Annotated in this window: 15 protein-coding genes; 13 read left to right on the top strand and 2 right to left on the bottom strand. The window is 46.6% G+C overall.

From position 1 onward, the window contains the following. Positions 1 to 16 precede the first annotated feature (16 nt). From meaB to icmF, 3 genes are all read left to right on the top strand, one after another. Positions 17 to 964, top strand: coding sequence for a methylmalonyl Co-A mutase-associated GTPase MeaB (gene meaB / locus EBO34_RS14190; RefSeq protein ID WP_122899659.1), 948 nt, complete (start codon positions 17 to 19; stop codon positions 962 to 964). Next, positions 961 to 1614 carry a TetR/AcrR family transcriptional regulator gene (locus EBO34_RS14185; RefSeq protein WP_122899657.1) on the top strand — a complete coding sequence of 218 codons (654 nt, stop codon included), beginning with the start codon at positions 961 to 963 and terminating at the stop codon, positions 1612 to 1614. The genes meaB and EBO34_RS14185 overlap by 4 nt, the downstream gene beginning before the upstream one ends. A gap of 76 nt (positions 1615 to 1690) precedes the next feature. Then, positions 1691 to 4948 (top strand): fused isobutyryl-CoA mutase/GTPase IcmF, encoded by a 3258-nt coding sequence (gene icmF / locus EBO34_RS14180; RefSeq protein ID WP_122899655.1) that lies wholly within the window; start codon positions 1691 to 1693, stop codon positions 4946 to 4948. 461 nt (positions 4949 to 5409) lie between these two features. Here the strand turns inward: icmF and EBO34_RS14175 are convergent, their stop codons facing one another. Continuing rightward, positions 5410 to 5889, bottom strand: a complete 480-nt coding sequence (locus tag EBO34_RS14175) for a hypothetical protein (protein ID WP_122900127.1) — start codon at positions 5887 to 5889, stop codon at positions 5410 to 5412. Positions 5890 to 6501: 612 nt separating this feature from the next. On the opposite strand from EBO34_RS14175, the gene rpoE reads away from it, so the two are divergent. Both rpoE and pyrG read left to right on the top strand, forming a co-directional pair. Continuing rightward, the gene (rpoE, locus tag EBO34_RS14170) at positions 6502 to 7005 is read left to right on the top strand and encodes a DNA-directed RNA polymerase subunit delta (RefSeq protein WP_122899653.1); all 504 of its coding nucleotides are present in this window, start codon (positions 6502 to 6504) and stop codon (positions 7003 to 7005) included. 363 nt (positions 7006 to 7368) lie between these two features. Further along, entirely contained in the window at positions 7369 to 8967 is a 1599-nt protein-coding gene (gene pyrG / locus EBO34_RS14165; RefSeq protein WP_122899651.1) for a CTP synthase, read from the top strand. Positions 8968 to 9124: 157 nt separating this feature from the next. Here the strand turns inward: pyrG and EBO34_RS14160 are convergent, their stop codons facing one another. Further along, a complete protein-coding gene (locus EBO34_RS14160) occupies positions 9125 to 9667 on the bottom strand; it encodes a DUF2529 family protein (RefSeq protein ID WP_122899649.1) in 543 nt (180 codons plus the stop codon). A 330-nt stretch (positions 9668 to 9997) separates the two neighbouring features. Between EBO34_RS14160 and EBO34_RS14155 the strand changes: the two genes are divergently transcribed. From EBO34_RS14155 to EBO34_RS14120, 8 genes are all read left to right on the top strand, one after another. Further along, entirely contained in the window at positions 9998 to 10360 is a 363-nt protein-coding gene (locus EBO34_RS14155) for a response regulator (RefSeq protein WP_122899647.1), read from the top strand. A 381-nt stretch (positions 10361 to 10741) separates the two neighbouring features. After that, a complete protein-coding gene (gene fba / locus EBO34_RS14150; RefSeq protein WP_122899645.1) occupies positions 10742 to 11605 on the top strand; it encodes a class II fructose-1,6-bisphosphate aldolase in 864 nt (287 codons plus the stop codon). Between the two features lie 123 nt (positions 11606 to 11728). Next, positions 11729 to 12376: a fructose-6-phosphate aldolase gene (gene fsa, locus EBO34_RS14145; RefSeq protein ID WP_122899643.1), complete on the top strand. Its 648-nt coding sequence runs from the start codon at positions 11729 to 11731 to the stop codon at positions 12374 to 12376. A gap of 150 nt (positions 12377 to 12526) precedes the next feature. Then, complete coding sequence (murA, locus tag EBO34_RS14140; RefSeq protein WP_122899641.1) at positions 12527 to 13819, top strand: UDP-N-acetylglucosamine 1-carboxyvinyltransferase; 1293 nt, start codon at positions 12527 to 12529, stop codon at positions 13817 to 13819. Between the two features lie 29 nt (positions 13820 to 13848). After that, positions 13849 to 14814, top strand: a complete 966-nt coding sequence (glpX, locus tag EBO34_RS14135) for a class II fructose-bisphosphatase (RefSeq protein WP_122899639.1) — start codon at positions 13849 to 13851, stop codon at positions 14812 to 14814. 421 nt (positions 14815 to 15235) lie between these two features. Next, positions 15236 to 16510, top strand: coding sequence for a transcription termination factor Rho (rho, locus tag EBO34_RS14130; RefSeq protein ID WP_122899636.1), 1275 nt, complete (start codon positions 15236 to 15238; stop codon positions 16508 to 16510). A gap of 170 nt (positions 16511 to 16680) precedes the next feature. Then, positions 16681 to 16923, top strand: a complete 243-nt coding sequence (locus EBO34_RS14125; RefSeq protein ID WP_122899635.1) for a type B 50S ribosomal protein L31 — start codon at positions 16681 to 16683, stop codon at positions 16921 to 16923. Positions 16924 to 17292: 369 nt separating this feature from the next. Further along, on the top strand, positions 17293 to 17916 hold the full coding sequence (locus EBO34_RS14120; RefSeq protein ID WP_183163886.1) for a thymidine kinase: 624 nt from the start codon (positions 17293 to 17295) through the stop codon (positions 17914 to 17916). The last annotated feature ends 46 nt before the right edge of the window (positions 17917 to 17962 follow it).

Here is a 17962-nt window from a genome sequence, read left to right as displayed (position 1 = left end):
GAAAGGGGGAAAGAGAATGGAAAACATAGCAGAACGGATCAGAAACAAAGAACTCCGTGCCCTTGCCAGAGGAATCAGCTACGTTGAAGACAATCATGAACAAAAACAGGAACTTCTCTCCACGCTCTTTCCCCATACAGGGAAAGCCCATATCGTAGGAATTACCGGTTCCCCCGGAGCCGGTAAAAGCTCTCTTGTGAACGGTCTGGTGAAAGTATGGCGTAAGCAGGGGAAAACCGTCGGAATTGTAGCGGTTGATCCTACTAGCCCTTTTTCAGGCGGGGCCCTTCTTGGAGACCGTGTACGCATGCGGGACCACGAAGAAGATGACGGCGTTTTTATCCGGAGCATGGGAACGAGAGGGAGTCTTGGGGGACTGTCCGAAGCATGTAAGGATGCCATCCGTCTTATGGATGCCTCAGGTCTTGATATTGTCATCGTGGAAACCGTGGGTGTAGGGCAGAGTGAACTGGACATCATGAAGATCGCCGATACGATTGCCCTTGTTCTTTACCCGTCGGGCGGCGACGTGATTCAGGCGTTTAAAGCAGGGATTATGGAAATTGCCGATGTGTTCGTGATTAACAAAGCCGATCTTCCGGGCGTCGATCAATTAAAAGGGGAAGTGGAAGATCTGCTTCACTTAACCGCTGAACATAAGGACTGGAAGCCGCCGATATTGAAGACTGTATCGACTGAAGGAAAAGGAATGGACGACGTTGTCTCCCGAATCACTGCTCACAAGGAACAGCTTTTATTGTCAGGCGGTGGAACTGAGCGCAGGCTCAGTCAGCTTGAAGAGGAAGTCACAAGAAGACTGAAAGAACAATTCGCAGAGGATATCCGCGATCTTGTCCGAAGCGAGCTTGAAAATTCGCAAGAACCAGGTGACCCGTACGATACGGCTGCCCGGGTTTACAGACAATACAGAGAAAAATCAGGGGTCAAGGAGGGGAACGCGTGAAGAAAAAACAAGTGCCGTCCATGGTGAAGGATCAGCGTCTGGTTAAAAAACGCAGAGATCAGATTGTAAAAGCAGCGGTTCAGCTATTTAACAAAAAAGGGTATCACAAGACAACCACTCGTGAAGTTGCCCAGGAGTCGGGCTTCAGTATTGGGACGCTTTACGAGTATATCGGCTCAAAAGAAGACATTCTCTACCTTGTCTGTGACTCTGTGTACGATGAAGTAGTGGAAAACTGGGCGCAGCTCATGGATGAAAACCTTCATGGGCTGGAGCGTCTTAAACAGGTGATCGAAGCGTACTTCCGTGTGGTAAACGATCTGCAGGATGAGGTCCTCGTTATGTATCAGGAATCCAAGTCCCTTTCCGGGGAAGCCCTCAATTATGTGCTGCAAAAAGAATTGAAAATGAAAGCCATGTTTGAAAAAGAACTGCAAAATGCCATTGACGAAGGGTACTTATCCCTTACAAAAGAAGAACTTGATCTTGCGTGCCACAACATTTTAGTTGCAGGACATATGTGGACATTCCGGCGCTGGGTGGTTCAGCGTGAATACACAATCGATCAGTACTGCAAGCTTCAGCTACGTCAGTTGCTTGAAGGCTTTAACCTTCAGACATCACCCAGCGTTGAAAAAGAACTGAGCTGATTACTCACAGAAGAAGGCACTAAAAAAGTTCGGTCTTTAACTTTTTTAAGCGCCTTCTCAGAAAGGAAGGATCAACATGAAACGTTACGAACCGAAAAACCCGGTCCGCTTTGTTACGGCTTCAGGCCTTTTTGACGGCCACGACGCCTCCATTAATATTATGAGGCGGATGCTTCAGGCAACAGGTGCCGAAGTCATTCATCTCGGTCATAACCGCTCCGTAGAAGAGGTCGCTGACGCTATCGTCCAGGAAGATGTCCAGGGTGTAGCCATCTCTTCTTATCAGGGGGGGCACGTGGAATATTTTAAATATCTCTACGATTCTCTTAAAGATCGAGGGGTAAGCCATGTAAATATTTTTGGCGGCGGGGGAGGAGTTATTATCCCTGCAGAAATGAAAGAGCTTCATGACTATGGAATCAAACGAATCTATTCTCCGGAAGACGGGCGGAAAATGGGCCTCCAGGGGATGATTAATGAAATGATGGAGTTGTGCGATTTCCCTCTGGACGATGTGTCGGATGTGGATCTTCAAAAGCTTACAAACCGTGAAGCGAAAGATATTGCACGAATGATCACGGTAGCTGAAAAACGGGCGTTCAACAGCCGGGAAGTGGCAGCCTCTGCAGAAACACTCTTTGAAGAAGCGGTCAATCAGTCGAATCTGCCCGATGTCCCTGTCCTTGGGATTACCGGAACAGGAGGCGCAGGGAAAAGTTCGTTAACCGATGAACTGGTCCGGCGTTTTTTACGGGCATATGAGGACAAAACCCTGGCGATCCTGAGTGTTGACCCGACTAAGAAAAAAACCGGTGGAGCACTGCTCGGTGACCGGATCCGGATGAATGCGATTCATCATCCCCGTGTTTACATGAGAAGCCTTGCTACCCGTGACAGCCGTCAGGAACTGTCAAAAGCGATTGAAGAATCCATCCGTGTAGTGAAAAAAGCCGGTTTTGACCTGATCATTGTGGAAACGAGCGGAATCGGTCAGGGAGATGCTGCCATCTCAGACGTGGCAGATGTATCCATGTACGTCATGACAAGCGAGTTCGGGGCGCCTTCTCAGCTTGAAAAAATCGATATGATCGATTTTGCCGATCTGATTGCCATTAATAAATTTGACAGAAAAGGCTCAGAGGATGCCCTCCGTGAAGTGCGCAAGACGTACCAGCGAAGCCATACGCTCTTTGAAGAAGATCCTGAGACCATGCCTGTTTTCGGCACAATTGCAAGTCAGTTTAACGATCCGGGAACGAACCGTCTATTTTACGAGCTTGCAGCCATTCTGGATAAAAAATGCGGCGGCAGCTGGGGCACCGACCTCGGTAAAACTGACAAGCTGACAGAAAAGGATGCCATTATCCCTCCTGAGCAGATCCACTATCTTCGTGAGATCGCCCAGACAGTAAGAGGATACCATGCTGATACAGAGGCTGAAGTAAAGAAAGCCCGCCGATTGTTCCAGGTGGAGGGAACCCTTGAAGCGATCGATGAAGAAGGTACAGAAGGTGTTGACCGCACGAGCCTTCTTGAGCTTCGGGATCACTACTCCCAGTCTCTTAATTCACATTCAAAAGAAACTCTTGATACGTGGGAAAGCACGAAAGAAGCCTATGCTAAAGACGAGTTCGTCACGAAAATCCGTGACAAGGAAATCGTGACGGAACTGAAGACAACAAGCCTGTCCGGACTCGATATTCCAAAAGTGAGTCTGCCGAAATACGAAGACTATGGCGAGATTGTCCGCTGGGTCCGTAAAGAAAACGTACCGGGCAAGTTTCCTTACACAGCAGGCGTGTTTCCGTTCAAGCGTAAAGGGGAAGACCCGAAGCGTCAGTTTGCCGGAGAAGGATCTCCTGAACGCACCAACCGCCGCTTCCACTATTTATCCAAGGACGACGAAGCGAAGCGCTTATCCACTGCCTTTGACTCCGTTACGCTGTACGGGGAGGACCCGGGATACCGTCCTGACATTTACGGAAAAGTCGGTGAGAGCGGTGTGAGTATCTGTACCCTTACCGATATGAAAAAGCTATATGACGGGTTTGATCTGTGTGCTCCGTCTACGTCTGTTTCCATGACGATCAACGGGCCGGCACCGATTATTCTCGCCATGTTTATGAATACAGCGATCGATCAGCAGCTCGCATTCTTCGCAGAGGAAAACGGCCGCCCTCCAACGGATCAGGAGGCTGCGGGAATTAAAGCCAAGACCGTTTCTACGGTCCGAGGTACTGTTCAGGCCGATATTTTAAAAGAAGACCAAGGACAGAACACGTGTATCTTTTCAACGGAGTTTGCTCTTCGTATGATGGGAGACATCCAGCAGTACTTTATCGATAACAAAGTACGTAACTATTATTCAGTCTCCATCTCCGGCTACCATATTGCCGAAGCCGGGGCGAATCCGATCAGCCAGCTTGCCTTTACACTGGCTAACGGATTTACGTACGTGGAGTATTACTTGAGCCGCGGAATGAACATTAACGACTTTGCGCCGAATCTGTCGTTCTTCTTCAGTAACGGCCTCGATCCTGAGTACACCGTTATCGGACGTGTAGCGCGGCGTATCTGGTCTGTAGCTATGAAGAACAAGTACGGAGCAAATGAGCGAAGCCAGAAGCTGAAGTATCACATTCAAACATCGGGCCGTTCTTTACACGCCCAGGAAGTGGACTTCAACGACATCCGTACAACACTTCAGGCACTGCTTGCGATATATGACAACTGTAATTCTCTTCATACGAATGCCTATGACGAAGCGGTGACAACACCGACAGAGGAATCTGTCCGCCGTGCCATGGCGATCCAGCTGATTATTACAAAGGAGCTCGGCCTGGCAAGAAACGAGAACTCTCTTCAGGGCTCGTTTATTATCGACGAACTTACGGATCTTGTAGAAGAAGCGGTGTTAATGGAACTTGAGCGTCTGAATGACCGGGGCGGTGTACTCGGTGCCATGGAGACTCAGTATCAGCGAGGAAAAATTCAAGAAGAATCTCTACTTTATGAGACGAAAAAGCATAACGGTGACCTTCCAATCATCGGCGTGAACACGTACCTGAACCCGAATCCACCGTCAGAGGACGAGTTTGAGATGGAACTGGCCCGTGCCACAAAAGAAGAAAAAGAGGGACAGATTACTCATTTGAAAGAATTCCAGGAATCAAACGGAACAAAAGGGGAAGAAGCGTTAAACCGCCTGAAGCAGACGGCGCTGAATGGGGGCAACCTGTTTGAAGAGCTGATGGAGACGGTCCGCTATGCGAGTCTCGGCCAAATTACAAATGCTTTATATGAAGTGGGCGGTCAGTACCGCAGAAACTTGTAAACGTTATGTAGGGACCCGGGCTGCCTCAATCTGAGGCAGCTCTTGTTTATTAAAAGGAAATTTAAAAGTTCTCTGTGAATTTATAAGGAGATTTGACCGCGTAAGCTTCCTTGATCAAATGAAGTATTTAGCTTTGTTTTAATAATGGGTATTTTTAAGAGACGATTTACCTGTAGGAAAGGAATTCCTAAGTACCTAAGTGTCTCTTTCACGTCCTTACTTTGAATTGGAGAAGCGATGTAGCCGGAATCTCCGAAGACTCCTGCGGTAGTAGGGCTGGGAGAGACACCGCAAACGAAGTGAGGAGGCTCGCCGGCACCACCGCGGAAAGCGAAGGACATACCGGCTGCATGTTACATCTTACGACTTTTAATATTTGTGTTTCTCCTTAATATGGGTGGGGGTCTGTAAACTCAAGTAACGGAAATCGACCTCCGGATTTAACAGGGTCAGTGAGTAAGTTAATCCAGAGGATCTTTGCTTTTTCCGTATTTCAAAAGGTCATAAACAGCCATCATGTCACTCGGATGATCTTCTGAGTACCGCGCCGGGAAAAGGGCGAAGAACATATAATAGACTGAAAAGTAGACGAACTGGTAAAAAAAGATGTGAGGTTCAAACATGCCGGTCAGTATGAGACTGTTTATGAGAATGATGCTCCCGGCATTAAATAAAGATCCGCCGAGAAAAACGAGTATATGAGCGGTTTTCGTGTCGTGTTTCAGTTTTTCGTACTGGCAAAAGCTATGCCAGAAATAAATCCGTCTTACCTCTACAGGGCCAATGTCAAATAATTTTTTGCCGGCACCGATCGTAAAGGTAATCTTCCCTCCAAAAATCCAGGCAAAAAAAGCATGACCAGCCTGGTGAATCATTGTGATCAGAGGAAGAATGACTAATAGTGACAAAAAGAACAATGTCATGTCTTCTAAATTAAAAATAGAGATTTCTCCTCTCCTGCTCAATGTTAAAGCGTCAGGGGTTTTGAGCAGGAATTGACGGAAAGGACCGGCTTCTTAAAAGATCGTTGTGTTAAAGGTCATTGCTTTTGTCAGTAAGCGTTGATGGAGCGAAACGTGAGGAAAATCAACACCGAAGTATAACAAAACCTAACAGATAAATCCAGCCGGTAAGCGGGGGGCTTCCGGCCTCTTTTTTTAAGAAGCGGACTCTCATAATAAAAAATGTTGCTTGCTTCTGTCAATGAAACGGTGTAAAAAGGGTATAAAGAAGGTTTGAAGTGGAAAACATTGGATGGATAGGGATGGTTTGATTTACGCTTAAAGTAAGTGCTTTCCGATGGTTGCTGCAAGGTACGCTTTGTGGCTTACATACCCTTTATTTAGATTCCTGCTGTCTGGATCATTTCTTTCTTCAACCTGCTTTGATAGACTGGCATAAAGACAGTGTTTATGTTTATAATGAAAGGTGCAATTTAACAATTCTCTGTTTCGATTTTGATAAGGAAATAGTGTCGGGAGCCAAGAGGTCCACGAGGTTCTCACATTACCTATAAAGAACTAAGATTATGAGGGCGAAAGGAAGTGCCGGTTGTGAGCTTTAAACAATATAATGATACACAGCTGAAAGAATTATCCATGTTGGAGATTGCATACGAACTTTTGAAGGAGAAAAAAGGGTCTGAAGAGTACCACGTGTTGCTTAAGCAAGTAGCTGGGATGAAAGAAATCTCTGATGCCGATCTCAAAGACCGTATTGCGAACCTTTACACTGAAATGTCTCTTGACGGCCGTTTCGTAAACCTTGGAGACAACAAGTGGGGTCTTCGTTCCTGGTATCCGTTCGATCAGACGGAAGAGGAACTTTCCCAGACAAACAAGCCGAAAAAGAAAAAGCTTCGTGCATCTGCAGATGAAGATGATGACATCTTTGGTGATCATGAGGAAGACTTCGACGAGTTTGAAGATCTTGAAGATGAGCTTGACGAACTTGCCAATGAAGAAGACGAGGACTTCGAAGATCTTGATGAAGAAGACGAGTTTGACGGTGAAGAGGACGAAGAAGACTTAGACAGTGAAGACGAAGAAGATCGTTAATTTTGCCTGCTGCTCATTACAGACTGCCTATTGACATGGACGTACATTCTAGGTAGAATCATTTTTGGGCTACACAAGTACGTAAATATGAACGAAACCAATATATAAACAAAAGTGCCCCTCAATGCGAACGCTTGAGGTGGGCACTTTTGTTTTTTTGTTTTGGCTATGTTAAAAGATTATTGTTGTATTAAAAAGTTGATTGCGCGAATATGTCCCCGCGGAAAGGGAGCGCATAGGAGCGGAGATCAACATTAACAGAGCCTTGTTTTTTAAAGTGCGGAAGCTTCTTACCATTTAGGGTTATCCTAAAGGCGGATGTTCCGTCCCCTGAAATACACATAAGAAAAGGAAGGGAACGTAATGACAAAATATATCTTCGTAACCGGTGGAGTAGTATCTTCTCTTGGAAAAGGCATTACCGCGGCATCTCTCGGCCGTCTTCTTAAAAACAGAGGCCTGAAAGTGACGATCCAGAAATTTGACCCATACATTAACGTGGACCCGGGAACAATGAGCCCGTATCAGCACGGGGAAGTATTCGTTACAGGCGACGGTGCTGAAACGGATCTTGACCTTGGTCACTACGAGCGCTTTATTGATATTAACCTGAATAAAAATTCAAACGTAACAACAGGTAAGATATACTCCAGTGTCCTGAAAAAAGAGCGCCGCGGAGATTACCTTGGCGGAACCGTACAGGTTATCCCCCATATTACCAATGAGCTGAAAGAGCGGATCTTCCGTGCAAGCAAAGACGGCAGCCCGGATGTTGTCATCACTGAAATCGGCGGAACAGTCGGGGACATTGAAAGCCTGCCTTTCCTTGAAGCCATCCGTCAGATCAAGAGTGACGTGGGTGTGAGAAACGTAATGTACATTCACTGTACACTTATCCCTTACCTGGCAGCTGCAGGGGAAATGAAGTCAAAACCGACCCAGCACAGTGTAAAAGAGCTCAGAAGCCTCGGTATCCAGCCAAACGTAATCGTGGTTCGTACAGAGCGCCCCGTACCTGAAGACATGAAGGATAAAATTGCCCTTTTCTGTGACATTGAAAAGGAGGCCGTTATTGAAGCACGTGATGCTGAAACACTTTACGAAGTTCCTCTTGAGCTTCAGCGTCAGAACTTCGACGACTATGTCTGCAATTACCTTGATCTTCCGAAAGCGGAAGCAAACATGGACGAGTGGAACGCCCTTGTTGAAAAAGTAACAAACCTGTCAAAGAAAACAACCATTGCCCTCGTAGGTAAATATGTTGCCCTGCAGGATGCTTACCTGAGTGTAGCGGAAGCTCTGAAGCACGCAGGATTTAACTTTGATGCCGACGTAGATATCAAGTGGATCAACTCAGAAGATGTGACACGTGAAAATGCTGCCGAGCTTCTTGGCGGTGTGGACGGCATCCTTGTACCAGGCGGTTTCGGTGATCGCGGTATTGAAGGTAAAATTGCAGCAATCGAATACGCGCGAACGAAAAATATTCCATTCCTCGGCATCTGCCTTGGTATGCAGCTGGCCAGCGTGGAATTTGCAAGACACGTTCTCGGTATGGAAGGGGCTAACTCAGCTGAGCTGAACCCGGGTACACCATACCCTGTTATTGACCTTCTTCCGGAGCAGAAAGATGTGGAAGATTACGGCGGAACGCTTCGTCTCGGTCTGTATCCGTGTAAGCTTCAGGAAGGCACAAAAGCGTATGAAGCATACGGTGAACAGGTTGTTTACGAACGCCACCGCCACCGTTATGAGTTCAACAACGAGTACCGTGAGCAGATGGAGGAAGCCGGCTTTACATTCTCCGGGACGAGCCCGGACGGCCGCTTAGTGGAAATCGTGGAGCTTAAGGATCACCCTTACTTTATCGCGTCCCAGTTCCATCCGGAATTTATCTCCCGTCCGACCCGCCCGCAGCCGTTATTCAGAGACTTTATCGGTGCGAGCCTGAACAATAAGTAAAAGAAAAAGCTGATCCTTTTTGGGGGATCAGCTTTTTTGTATGCCAGGGTGGCGCAGTTTCAGGAAAATTTTGGGCCGTTGGAATAAGGAAAAAAGGTGTATTTTCAGGAATTAAAAATTATTTTAAGGAATCTGCACCCACACCCGCACCGCCTGCTTACAACTCCCCGCGGTGCTCGGCAAGAATTTCTTCCGTCGTAAAGTAAAGGTTGTAATACGCATAAAGGGCGATGAGGAGCTTAGGCTGACCAACCCGCTCACCCCGTTCGTTCGGAACGAGTCCTTTTTTTACCCCTAAATCAATTGAAACATCGGTCAGGTTCTCCAGGGACGGTCCGTCTTCGTCCCGTTTTTCTCCGGTGAAAACGGCAATCGTCTGGATTTCCCGTCCTCTCAGGCTGTCAGCAATCATGCAGCAGGCAGCTTCGTTTGGAGAAGGACTGAAAATGAGGACCGTATCCATTTCATCAAGCTCATGGAGCCGGCCTTCTTCAACGGCAACAAGGTTCTCAAAACGATCCACGCCCTTAATCGCCTGGGCGAGGACCCCTTCCATTTCCCCGGTGGCAAACATGCCTACTTTTCCATTGGTGATAAGGCTCTGGGCAATGAGTCTTGAGCCGTCTTCGAAAGCTTCTTCGTATGTATCATTCATTTTGTTGAGCAGCCCCTGAAGCTGCGTGGAAAAGATTTTTTGCATCGTGAAATCATGCTCCCTTCATTTTTCTACTATATGAAATTGTAAATTAACTGTAATGTTTACTGCTGTTAATAGAGTGGTACATTGTTTAAAGGTGTGTCTTTCCCCGGAAGACATATGTCCGCGAGATTCGCACATGCGTCATGGATTGCATCATTGCAGACGGAGGTTATAACGAACCTTCCTTATTCAGTATAAGCAACGAAGGTAAAAAAAAACAACGCATATGCTGACAGAAAAGAAGGAAGATCCTGTCTTCTTAGCGAAGATAATTATTGTATGCAAAAGTAATGTTTGGCGGGGGAGAAACTATTGAGAGGGGGAACCCGAGTGAAGAAGAAGCTGCTTATTGTAGATGATCAATATGGCATACGTGTCTTACTTCATGAGGTATTTGAAAAAGACGGATTCGACACATACGACGCTTCCAACGGAAAACAAGCGCTTTCGATTGTGAGAGACAAGAATCCTGATCTCGTGCTACTGGATATGAAAATTCCCGGGATGGACGGGCTGGAGATTTTAAGAGAGATGAAAAAAATGGGTGTGGAAACAAACGTCATTATGATGACGGCTTACGGCGAGCTTGAAATGATCAATGAAGCAAAGAAGCTGGGTGCGCTGGCCCACTTTGCAAAGCCGTTTGATATTGACGAGGTTCGTGAAAAGGTAAAAGAACATTTGATGGTGTAATGCCTAGGCTGTATTCGTAAAAAGAGCACCGGCTTGTGGGCCAGTGGTGTTTCAAGAAGCTGTGATCCATCGATTAACACATTTATTCTGAATAGAGGATGAAATTTTAACGGGTTATGCTATAATGGACAAGTGAATCAACCTGTTGGGATGACTTTTCTCGTGAAGAATGCTGTGATATACCGAAAGGATCATGGCTTTTTGGTACGAGCTGATAAGGATGTAAGTGAAAAGCTGCGTCTGCAAACGTCCGAGTACAAATGGTAAGGATAAAACACACTCCGGTGGTAAATAGTATCATTATCGTTTGTATTCTTATAATTACTTACACATTCCAAGGGCTGATCATAATGCTCGTGATTTCAAAGGAGGATATTTAGAATGCCTTTAGTATCAATGAAGGAAATGCTGGAAACAGCAAAAGCAGAAGGGTACGCCGTTGGACAGTTTAACCTGAACAACCTTGAGTTCACCCAGGCAATCCTACAAGCAGCACAGGAAGAAAACTCTCCGGTAATACTCGGAGTTTCTGAAGGAGCAGCACGTTACATGGGAGGATTCGTAACTGTTGTTACAATAGTTGAAGCTCTTATGGCTGAGTATGAAGTAACGGTTCCTGTGGCCATTCACCTTGACCACGGTTCAAGCTTTGAAAAATGTGTGGAAGCGATATATGCAGGATTCACTTCTGTTATGATCGACGGATCTCACCATCCGCTTGAAGAAAACATTGCGGTAACGAAAAAAGTTGTTGATGTAGCCCACGCGCTCGGAATTTCTGTAGAAGCTGAGCTTGGCCGTATCGGTGGTCAGGAAGATGACCTGATTGTTGACGATGCAGAAGCAGCTTACGCAATCCCGGCTGAGTGTGACGAGCTGATCAGAGCAACAAACGTTGACTGTTTTGCTCCGGCACTTGGATCTGTACACGGTCCTTACAAAGGTGAACCAAACCTTGGATTCGACCGCATGAAGGAAGTATCTGAACTAACGGCAGTACCACTTGTTCTTCACGGTGGAACAGGCATTCCGACAAAAGATATCCAAAAAGCGATTTCTCTTGGAACAGCTAAAATCAACGTGAACACGGAAAGCCAGATTTCATCGGCTAAAGCCGTTCGCGAAACACTTGCTAACGATGCTGAAATGTATGACCCACGTAAATATATGGGACCAGCCCGTGAAGCAATCAAAGAAACAGTTAAAGGCAAAATGCGTGAATTTGGTTCTTCCCAAAAAGCGTAATGATACAGACAGTTGGCTGCGGACAAACGTCCGCTTCCAACTTTCTTTTTCAACATGTTCGCCTGAATCTTCAGGAAATCGTAAGCGCTAACATAATGTACAGCTGGAAAGGTGGACGCCAAAGTGAGATTTTTTATTGATACGGCTAACATAGATGAGATTAAAAACGCACACGAATTAGGTATTCTATCTGGTGTGACAACAAACCCTTCCCTTGTAGCAAAAGAAGGCGTTGATTTTCATGATCGATTAAGAGAGATTACGAGTATCGTAACGGAAGGCTCCGTGAGTGCAGAAGTGATTTCCACGGAGGCGGAAGGGATGATCGAAGAAGGTAAGGAGCTTGCTGCCATTGCCCCGAACATCACGGTGAAAGTACCGATGACACTTGAGGGACTGAAGGCAGTACGGACGTTTGCAGACCTTAACATCAAAACCAATGTGACTTTGGTATTTTCAACAAACCAGGCCCTCCTGGCTGCCAGAGCCGGTGCAACCTATGTGTCCCCGTTTCTCGGAAGGCTCGATGACATCGGTCACGACGGACTGGAATTAATCAGTGCCATTGCAGAAGTTTTTGATATTCATAGTATTGATACTGAGATTATTGCGGCATCCGTTCGTCATCCTGTCCATGTAACAGAGGCGGCAATGAGGGGCGCCCATATTGCCACGATTCCCCACAAGGTGATTGCACAGCTTGCATCACACCCGTTAACGGACGCAGGAATCGAAAGGTTTCTAAGCGACTGGGAAAAAGCGAACGCATAAGCTGAGCGTTACAAAAAACAGGCACCTTTTTCTCCGGGTGCCTTTTACGTTTTCTTTAAAGAAAGACGATACTTTTTTTCCGTTGAATGGTTATAATGGGATAAAAGTAAGGTTGGTTTATAACACCTAGGAATAGAAGGGAAGCTGAATATGGAAAAGCTTTTAATTGAAGGCGGACATTTACTCGAAGGCACAGTGCCCATCAGCGGAGCAAAAAACAGTGCGGTGGCTCTCATTCCTGCAGGGATTTTGGCCGATTCCACTGTAACAATTGATAATCTGCCTGACATTTCAGATGTTGGCATCCTGGCAGAACTCCTTGAAGAAATCGGCGGAAAAACCGAGCTGGATGGCGACACACTGACAATACATCCGGAAAATATGTTTGCCATGCCTCTGCCTAATGGTCGTGTAAAAAAACTTCGGGCCTCTTATTACATGATGGGGGCTATGCTGGGAAAGTTTAAAAAAGCCGTTATCGGTCTCCCTGGAGGATGTAACCTGGGTCCCCGCCCGATCGATCAGCATATAAAAGGCTTTGAAGCGCTCGGCGCAAAAGTAACCAATGAACAAGGGGCGATTTACCTTCAGGCGGACGAGCTTACAGGAGCCCGTATCTATCTTGACGTTGTAAGTGTTGGTGCGACCATTAACATCATGCTTGCGGCTGTAAAAGCAAAAGGGCGTACCGTTATTGAAAACGCAGCGAAAGAACCGGAAATCATTGATGTAGCCACCCTTCTCAGCAACATGGGTGCGAAGATCAAAGGGGCCGGAACAAACGTTATCCGCATCGATGGTGTCGAACATCTTTCTGGCTGCCGTCACTCCATTATTCCCGACCGCATCGAAGCAGGAACGTTTATGCTTGCTGCGGCAGCGATGGGGCGTTCTGTGATCATCGATAACATCATCCCGTATCACCTGGAGTCCCTTACAGCCAAACTCCGTGAAATGGGTGTGAGAATCGAGACAAATGATGACCAGGTCTTTATTCACGGAGCAAACAGCGATCTGACCGCGGTAGACGTAAAGACGCTTGTTTACCCAGGGTTTCCGACAGACTTGCAGCAGCCGTTTACGAGTCTTTTGACCAAAGCCCAAGGATCGAGTATGGTCACAGATACGATTTACAATGCCCGTTTTAAACACATTGATGAACTCCGCCGCATGGGCGCAGACATCAAAGTGGAAGGACGATCTGCCCTGGTTAACGGTGGAAAGCGTCTTGAAGGAGCACGGGTCCGTGCAAGTGACCTGCGTGCCGGAGCAGCCCTTGTTATTGCCGGTCTTATGGCAAACGGGGTTACGGAAATAACCGGTGTTGAACATATCGACCGGGGTTACTCGAACCTGGAAGAAAAACTGAAGAATCTCGGGGCCACGGTGTGGCGTGAAACCCTTGATACGAAAGAGGAAGAAGAAGTAAAAAGCTCGTCATAATACCATCAACAGACTTGGGGGAGAGGTTTATGGAAAGAAGCTTATCAATGGAACTTGTCCGTGTAACAGAAGCAGCAGCACTCGCATCTGCACGCTGGATGGGAAGAGGAAATAAAGAAGGGGCCGACCAGGCAGCAACAGAAGCGATGCGTGATGTATTTGACACCGTGCCGATGAAAGGGACTGTCGTTATCGGAGAAGGGGAAATGGACGAAGCACCGATGCTTTATATCGGTGAACGTCTGGGGAACGGATACGGTCCCCGCGTCGATGTGGCGGTTGATCCTCTTGAAGGAACGAACATCGTAGCAAGCGGAGAATGGAATGCCCTTGCAGTCATTGCGATTGCAGACAAAGGAAATCTTCTTCACGCACCGGATATGTACATGGAAAAAATAGCAGTCGGTCCTGAATCCGTAGGTAAAGTTGATCTCGATGCACCGATTATTGATAACCTGCGAGCAGTAGCAAAGGCGAAAAATAAAGATATAGAAGATCTCGTTGTTGCGATTCTGAAGCGCGAGCGTCATGCGGCAAAAATTCAGAAAATCCGTGAAGCAGGAGCAAGAATCAAGCTCATGGGAGACGGAGACGTGGCGGCTGCGATCAACACGGCCTTTGACGACACAGGTGTAGACATCCTCCTCGGTTCAGGTGGCGCCCCGGAAGGCGTTCTGGCAGCAGTAGGACTCAAATGCCTCGGCGGTGAAATTCAGGGTAAGCTTCTCCCAAGTAACGAAGAGGAACTGGCCCGATGCAAGAAGATGGGGATCGATGATGTAAACCGTGTCCTGATGATGGACGACTTGGTGAGCGGCGATGACTGTATTTTTGCAGCTACAGGTGTAACGGACGGTGAACTCTTACAAGGTGTCCGGTACCACGGCCACACAGGTCATACCCAGTCTATGGTTATGAGAGCAAAATCAGGTACTGTCCGATTTATTGATGGTAAACACAGTCTTCAGAAAAAACCGGATCTCGTCATAAGGTAAACCCCAAATGCCTTAAAAGGTCAAACAGAGCACCTTTTAAGGCATTTTCTTATTTTACTTCCTTTTTCAACGGGTTTAAAAACAGCCCTCTTCGTAAATAATGATTCCAGTCAAATCTTTTTCTTGAAACAGTGCCTGTTTCTGATTAGAATAGAGAGTATCTACGTTGATTCTGACGAAACATTACCCAGTCCCTGCGTAAACGTTCTGTTTACCCAAACCTCAAAGTGTACTCCGTTTTTACCCTTCTGCGGTCATTTCCTAACACATTTAAAACTGATTCCAATGACCTTTTGAATGGAAAATAAACAGCCGTCCCGGCATTCGTCTGCTTATGTCTTTTTGTGCAAAACCCGTATGCCCTGACCGGACAGGACTGCAAAAACATAATAATAATTTTAGTAAAGGTGTGATTAATGGTATGGGAATCACCTTATCTCAACTGGAAAATATGAAACTTAAAGAACTTTATGAAATGGCCAAGCATCATAAAGTCTCTTACTACAGCCAATTAACAAAAAAAGAACTTATTTTTGCTATTTTAAAGAAGGCGGCAGAGAGTGAAGATCTCATGTTTATGGAAGGGATTCTTGAAGTTATCCCGACAGAAGGATTTGGTTTTCTTCGTTCAAACACCTACAAGCCGAGCTCACAGGACATTTACATTTCAGCTTCTCAGATTCGCCGCTTTGAACTCCGTAACGGAGACAAGGTAGCGGGTAAAGTACGGAAGCCTAAAGAGAATGAGCGTTATTACGGTCTTCTTCAGGTAACGGCAGTAAATGGACAGGACCCGGACCTTGCGAGAAGCCGCCCTCACTTCCCGCAGCTTACACCGTTATATCCTGAACAGAAAATGACACTGGAGTACGATCCGCGCATGGTCGCTTCCCGTGTGATTGATATGATCGCTCCGGTCGGTTTTGGTCAGCGTGGTATGATTGTAGCTCCTCCGAAAGCCGGTAAGACCCTGCTTTTGAAAGAAGTAGCGAACAGCATTGCCGAGAATCACCCGGATCATGAACTGATTGTTCTTCTCATTGACGAGCGTCCGGAAGAAGTAACGGACATGGAACGTTCTGTTAAAGGAGAAGTTGTCAGCTCTACATTCGATGAAGTACCGGAAAACCATATTAAAGTAGCAGAACTCGTTCTTGAGCGTGCCATGAGGCTTGTGGAGCATAAAAAAGACGTGGTTATTTTAATGGACAGCATCACCCGTCTTGCACGTGCATATAACCTTGTTATCCCCCCAAGCGGCCGTACCCTGTCCGGCGGTATTGACCCGGCCAGTTTCCACCGTCCGAAGCGTTTCTTCGGTGCTGCAAGAAACATTGAAGAAGGGGGAAGCCTGACAATTCTGGCTACTGCTCTTGTAGATACCGGTTCCCGTATGGATGATGTCATTTACGAGGAATTTAAAGGAACAGGTAACAGTGAGATACATCTTGACCGCAAGCTTGCTGAACGCCGTATCTTCCCTGCGATCGATATTCGCCGCTCCAGCACCCGCCGCGAAGAACTGCTTCTTCCGAAAAAGCAGATCGACAACCTGTGGGCCATGAGAAAAACGATGAACGATCAGCCTGACTTCCTTGAGGCCTTCCTGAAAAAAGTGAAGCAGACGAAGACGAACGAAGAATTCTTCAGCTCTTTTGAACAGGAAAAGACCGGAAAAGTAAGGATTAAGTCGTAAAAAAGGCGTCGCTCCTGGTTTTGAAAGAATTTGTAGTTTTTTAAACAGCTGTTGCAAATTAAACAGCATCTTGATATAATTTCGTCATATGCGAAAATCCTTGTACGCATACGTGCGTGCAGGAATTAAACTCTGATTCGAAAGATTCAGGGCGGAAGGAGATGAAAAGAATGAAAGCAGATATCCATCCAAAATACCAAAAAGTTGTATTTAAGGATACAAGCACTGGCTTTATGTTCTTAACGGGTTCAACTAAAGGTTCAGCTGAGACAGTTGAGTGGGAAGACGGTAACACGTACCCAGTAATCAACGTCGAGGTTAGTTCCGATTCTCACCCATTCTACACTGGTAAACAAAAGTTTGCCGATGCAGGTGGCCGTGTGGACCGTTTCAAGAAGAAATACAACCTTTAATCAACTGGATAATAAAAACAGGCAAGGATTTGTTCTTGCCTGTTTTTTTTGCCCGGATTCAGGGCCTTTGTATAAGTGTCCTGGATAAACATCCGATGCGGGGCGGACGAAGATCCGGTTATCCGCAGCGGTTTGAACTGGATTAAATGGAAAACCTCCGTTTTTTTTCCCTCAAAACATCAATTCTTCTCAACGATCTGTATCCGGGCGATACAAAGCGTAAAGGCCGTAAAAAGGTACAATAATCGACTAAATAAGACGTTGAGTTTTTGCCTGAAAGGGTAATATAATGGGGAAAAGTGTCAATTGGAACCGGCAGTCTGCCGGACGGTTTACATATACAGAAGGTTAAGTAGGGAGCTGTTTTTGATGAATTTAACAAGAAGAGAAGGATGGCTGGAAGTTGTATGCGGCAGTATGTTTTCCGGAAAATCGGAAGAACTGATCCGCCGGGTCCGCCGTGCCAGCTTCGGGAAATTAAAAGTACAGGTGTTTAAGCCTGCTCTTGATAACAGATACAGTGAAGAAGAGGTCGTATCCCATAATGGAACAAAGGTGACGGCACTTCCAATCAAACGTTCCACAGACATGCTGGATCGGCTTGAGAATGGAACCCAGGTGGTTGCCATTGATGAAGTGCAGTTCTTTGACGAAGACGTTCTGGATGTTGTGCAGACCCTGGCGGATGAAGGAATTCGCGTCATTTGTGCGGGACTTGATCAGGACTTCCGCGGCGAGCCGTTCGGCTGTATGCCTCAGCTGATGGCAGTGGCCGAGACTGTAACGAAGCTTCAGGCGATATGCCTGTCGTGCGGTTCTCCTGCAAGCCGTACCCAGCGCCTGATCAACGGAAAGCCTGCTTCCTACGACGACCCGATCATTCTCGTAGGAGCATCGGAATCCTATGAGCCCCGCTGCCGCCACTGCCATGAAGTGCCGGGCAGACCGGCTCCTTCTTATGAAAAACAGACAGTGGAGACAACAACGATGTAAATAGAGAAACCGCGGTACCTTTTCTGAGGGGCCGCGGTTTTTTAGT

This window comes from Alteribacter keqinensis (genome assembly GCF_003710255.1).
Lineage (GTDB): Bacteria > Bacillota > Bacilli > Bacillales > Salisediminibacteriaceae > Alteribacter > Alteribacter keqinensis.
The sequence above is the reverse complement of the archived record's forward strand: the minus strand, read 5'-3'. Positions and strand labels throughout refer to the sequence as shown.

Coding starts and splice junctions, on each gene's coding strand:
- meaB (WP_122899659.1), top strand. CDS start 17: ATGGAAAACATAGCAGAACGGATCAGAAACAAAGAACTCCGTGCCCTT.
- icmF (WP_122899655.1), top strand. CDS start 1,691: ATGAAACGTTACGAACCGAAAAACCCGGTCCGCTTTGTTACGGCTTCA.
- pyrG (WP_122899651.1), top strand. CDS start 7,369: ATGACAAAATATATCTTCGTAACCGGTGGAGTAGTATCTTCTCTTGGA.
- EBO34_RS14160 (WP_122899649.1), bottom strand. CDS start 9,667: ATGCAAAAAATCTTTTCCACGCAGCTTCAGGGGCTGCTCAACAAAATG.
- fba (WP_122899645.1), top strand. CDS start 10,742: ATGCCTTTAGTATCAATGAAGGAAATGCTGGAAACAGCAAAAGCAGAA.
- murA (WP_122899641.1), top strand. CDS start 12,527: ATGGAAAAGCTTTTAATTGAAGGCGGACATTTACTCGAAGGCACAGTG.
- glpX (WP_122899639.1), top strand. CDS start 13,849: ATGGAAAGAAGCTTATCAATGGAACTTGTCCGTGTAACAGAAGCAGCA.
- rho (WP_122899636.1), top strand. CDS start 15,236: ATGGGAATCACCTTATCTCAACTGGAAAATATGAAACTTAAAGAACTT.
- EBO34_RS14125 (WP_122899635.1), top strand. CDS start 16,681: ATGAAAGCAGATATCCATCCAAAATACCAAAAAGTTGTATTTAAGGAT.
- EBO34_RS14120 (WP_183163886.1), top strand. CDS start 17,293: ATGAATTTAACAAGAAGAGAAGGATGGCTGGAAGTTGTATGCGGCAGT.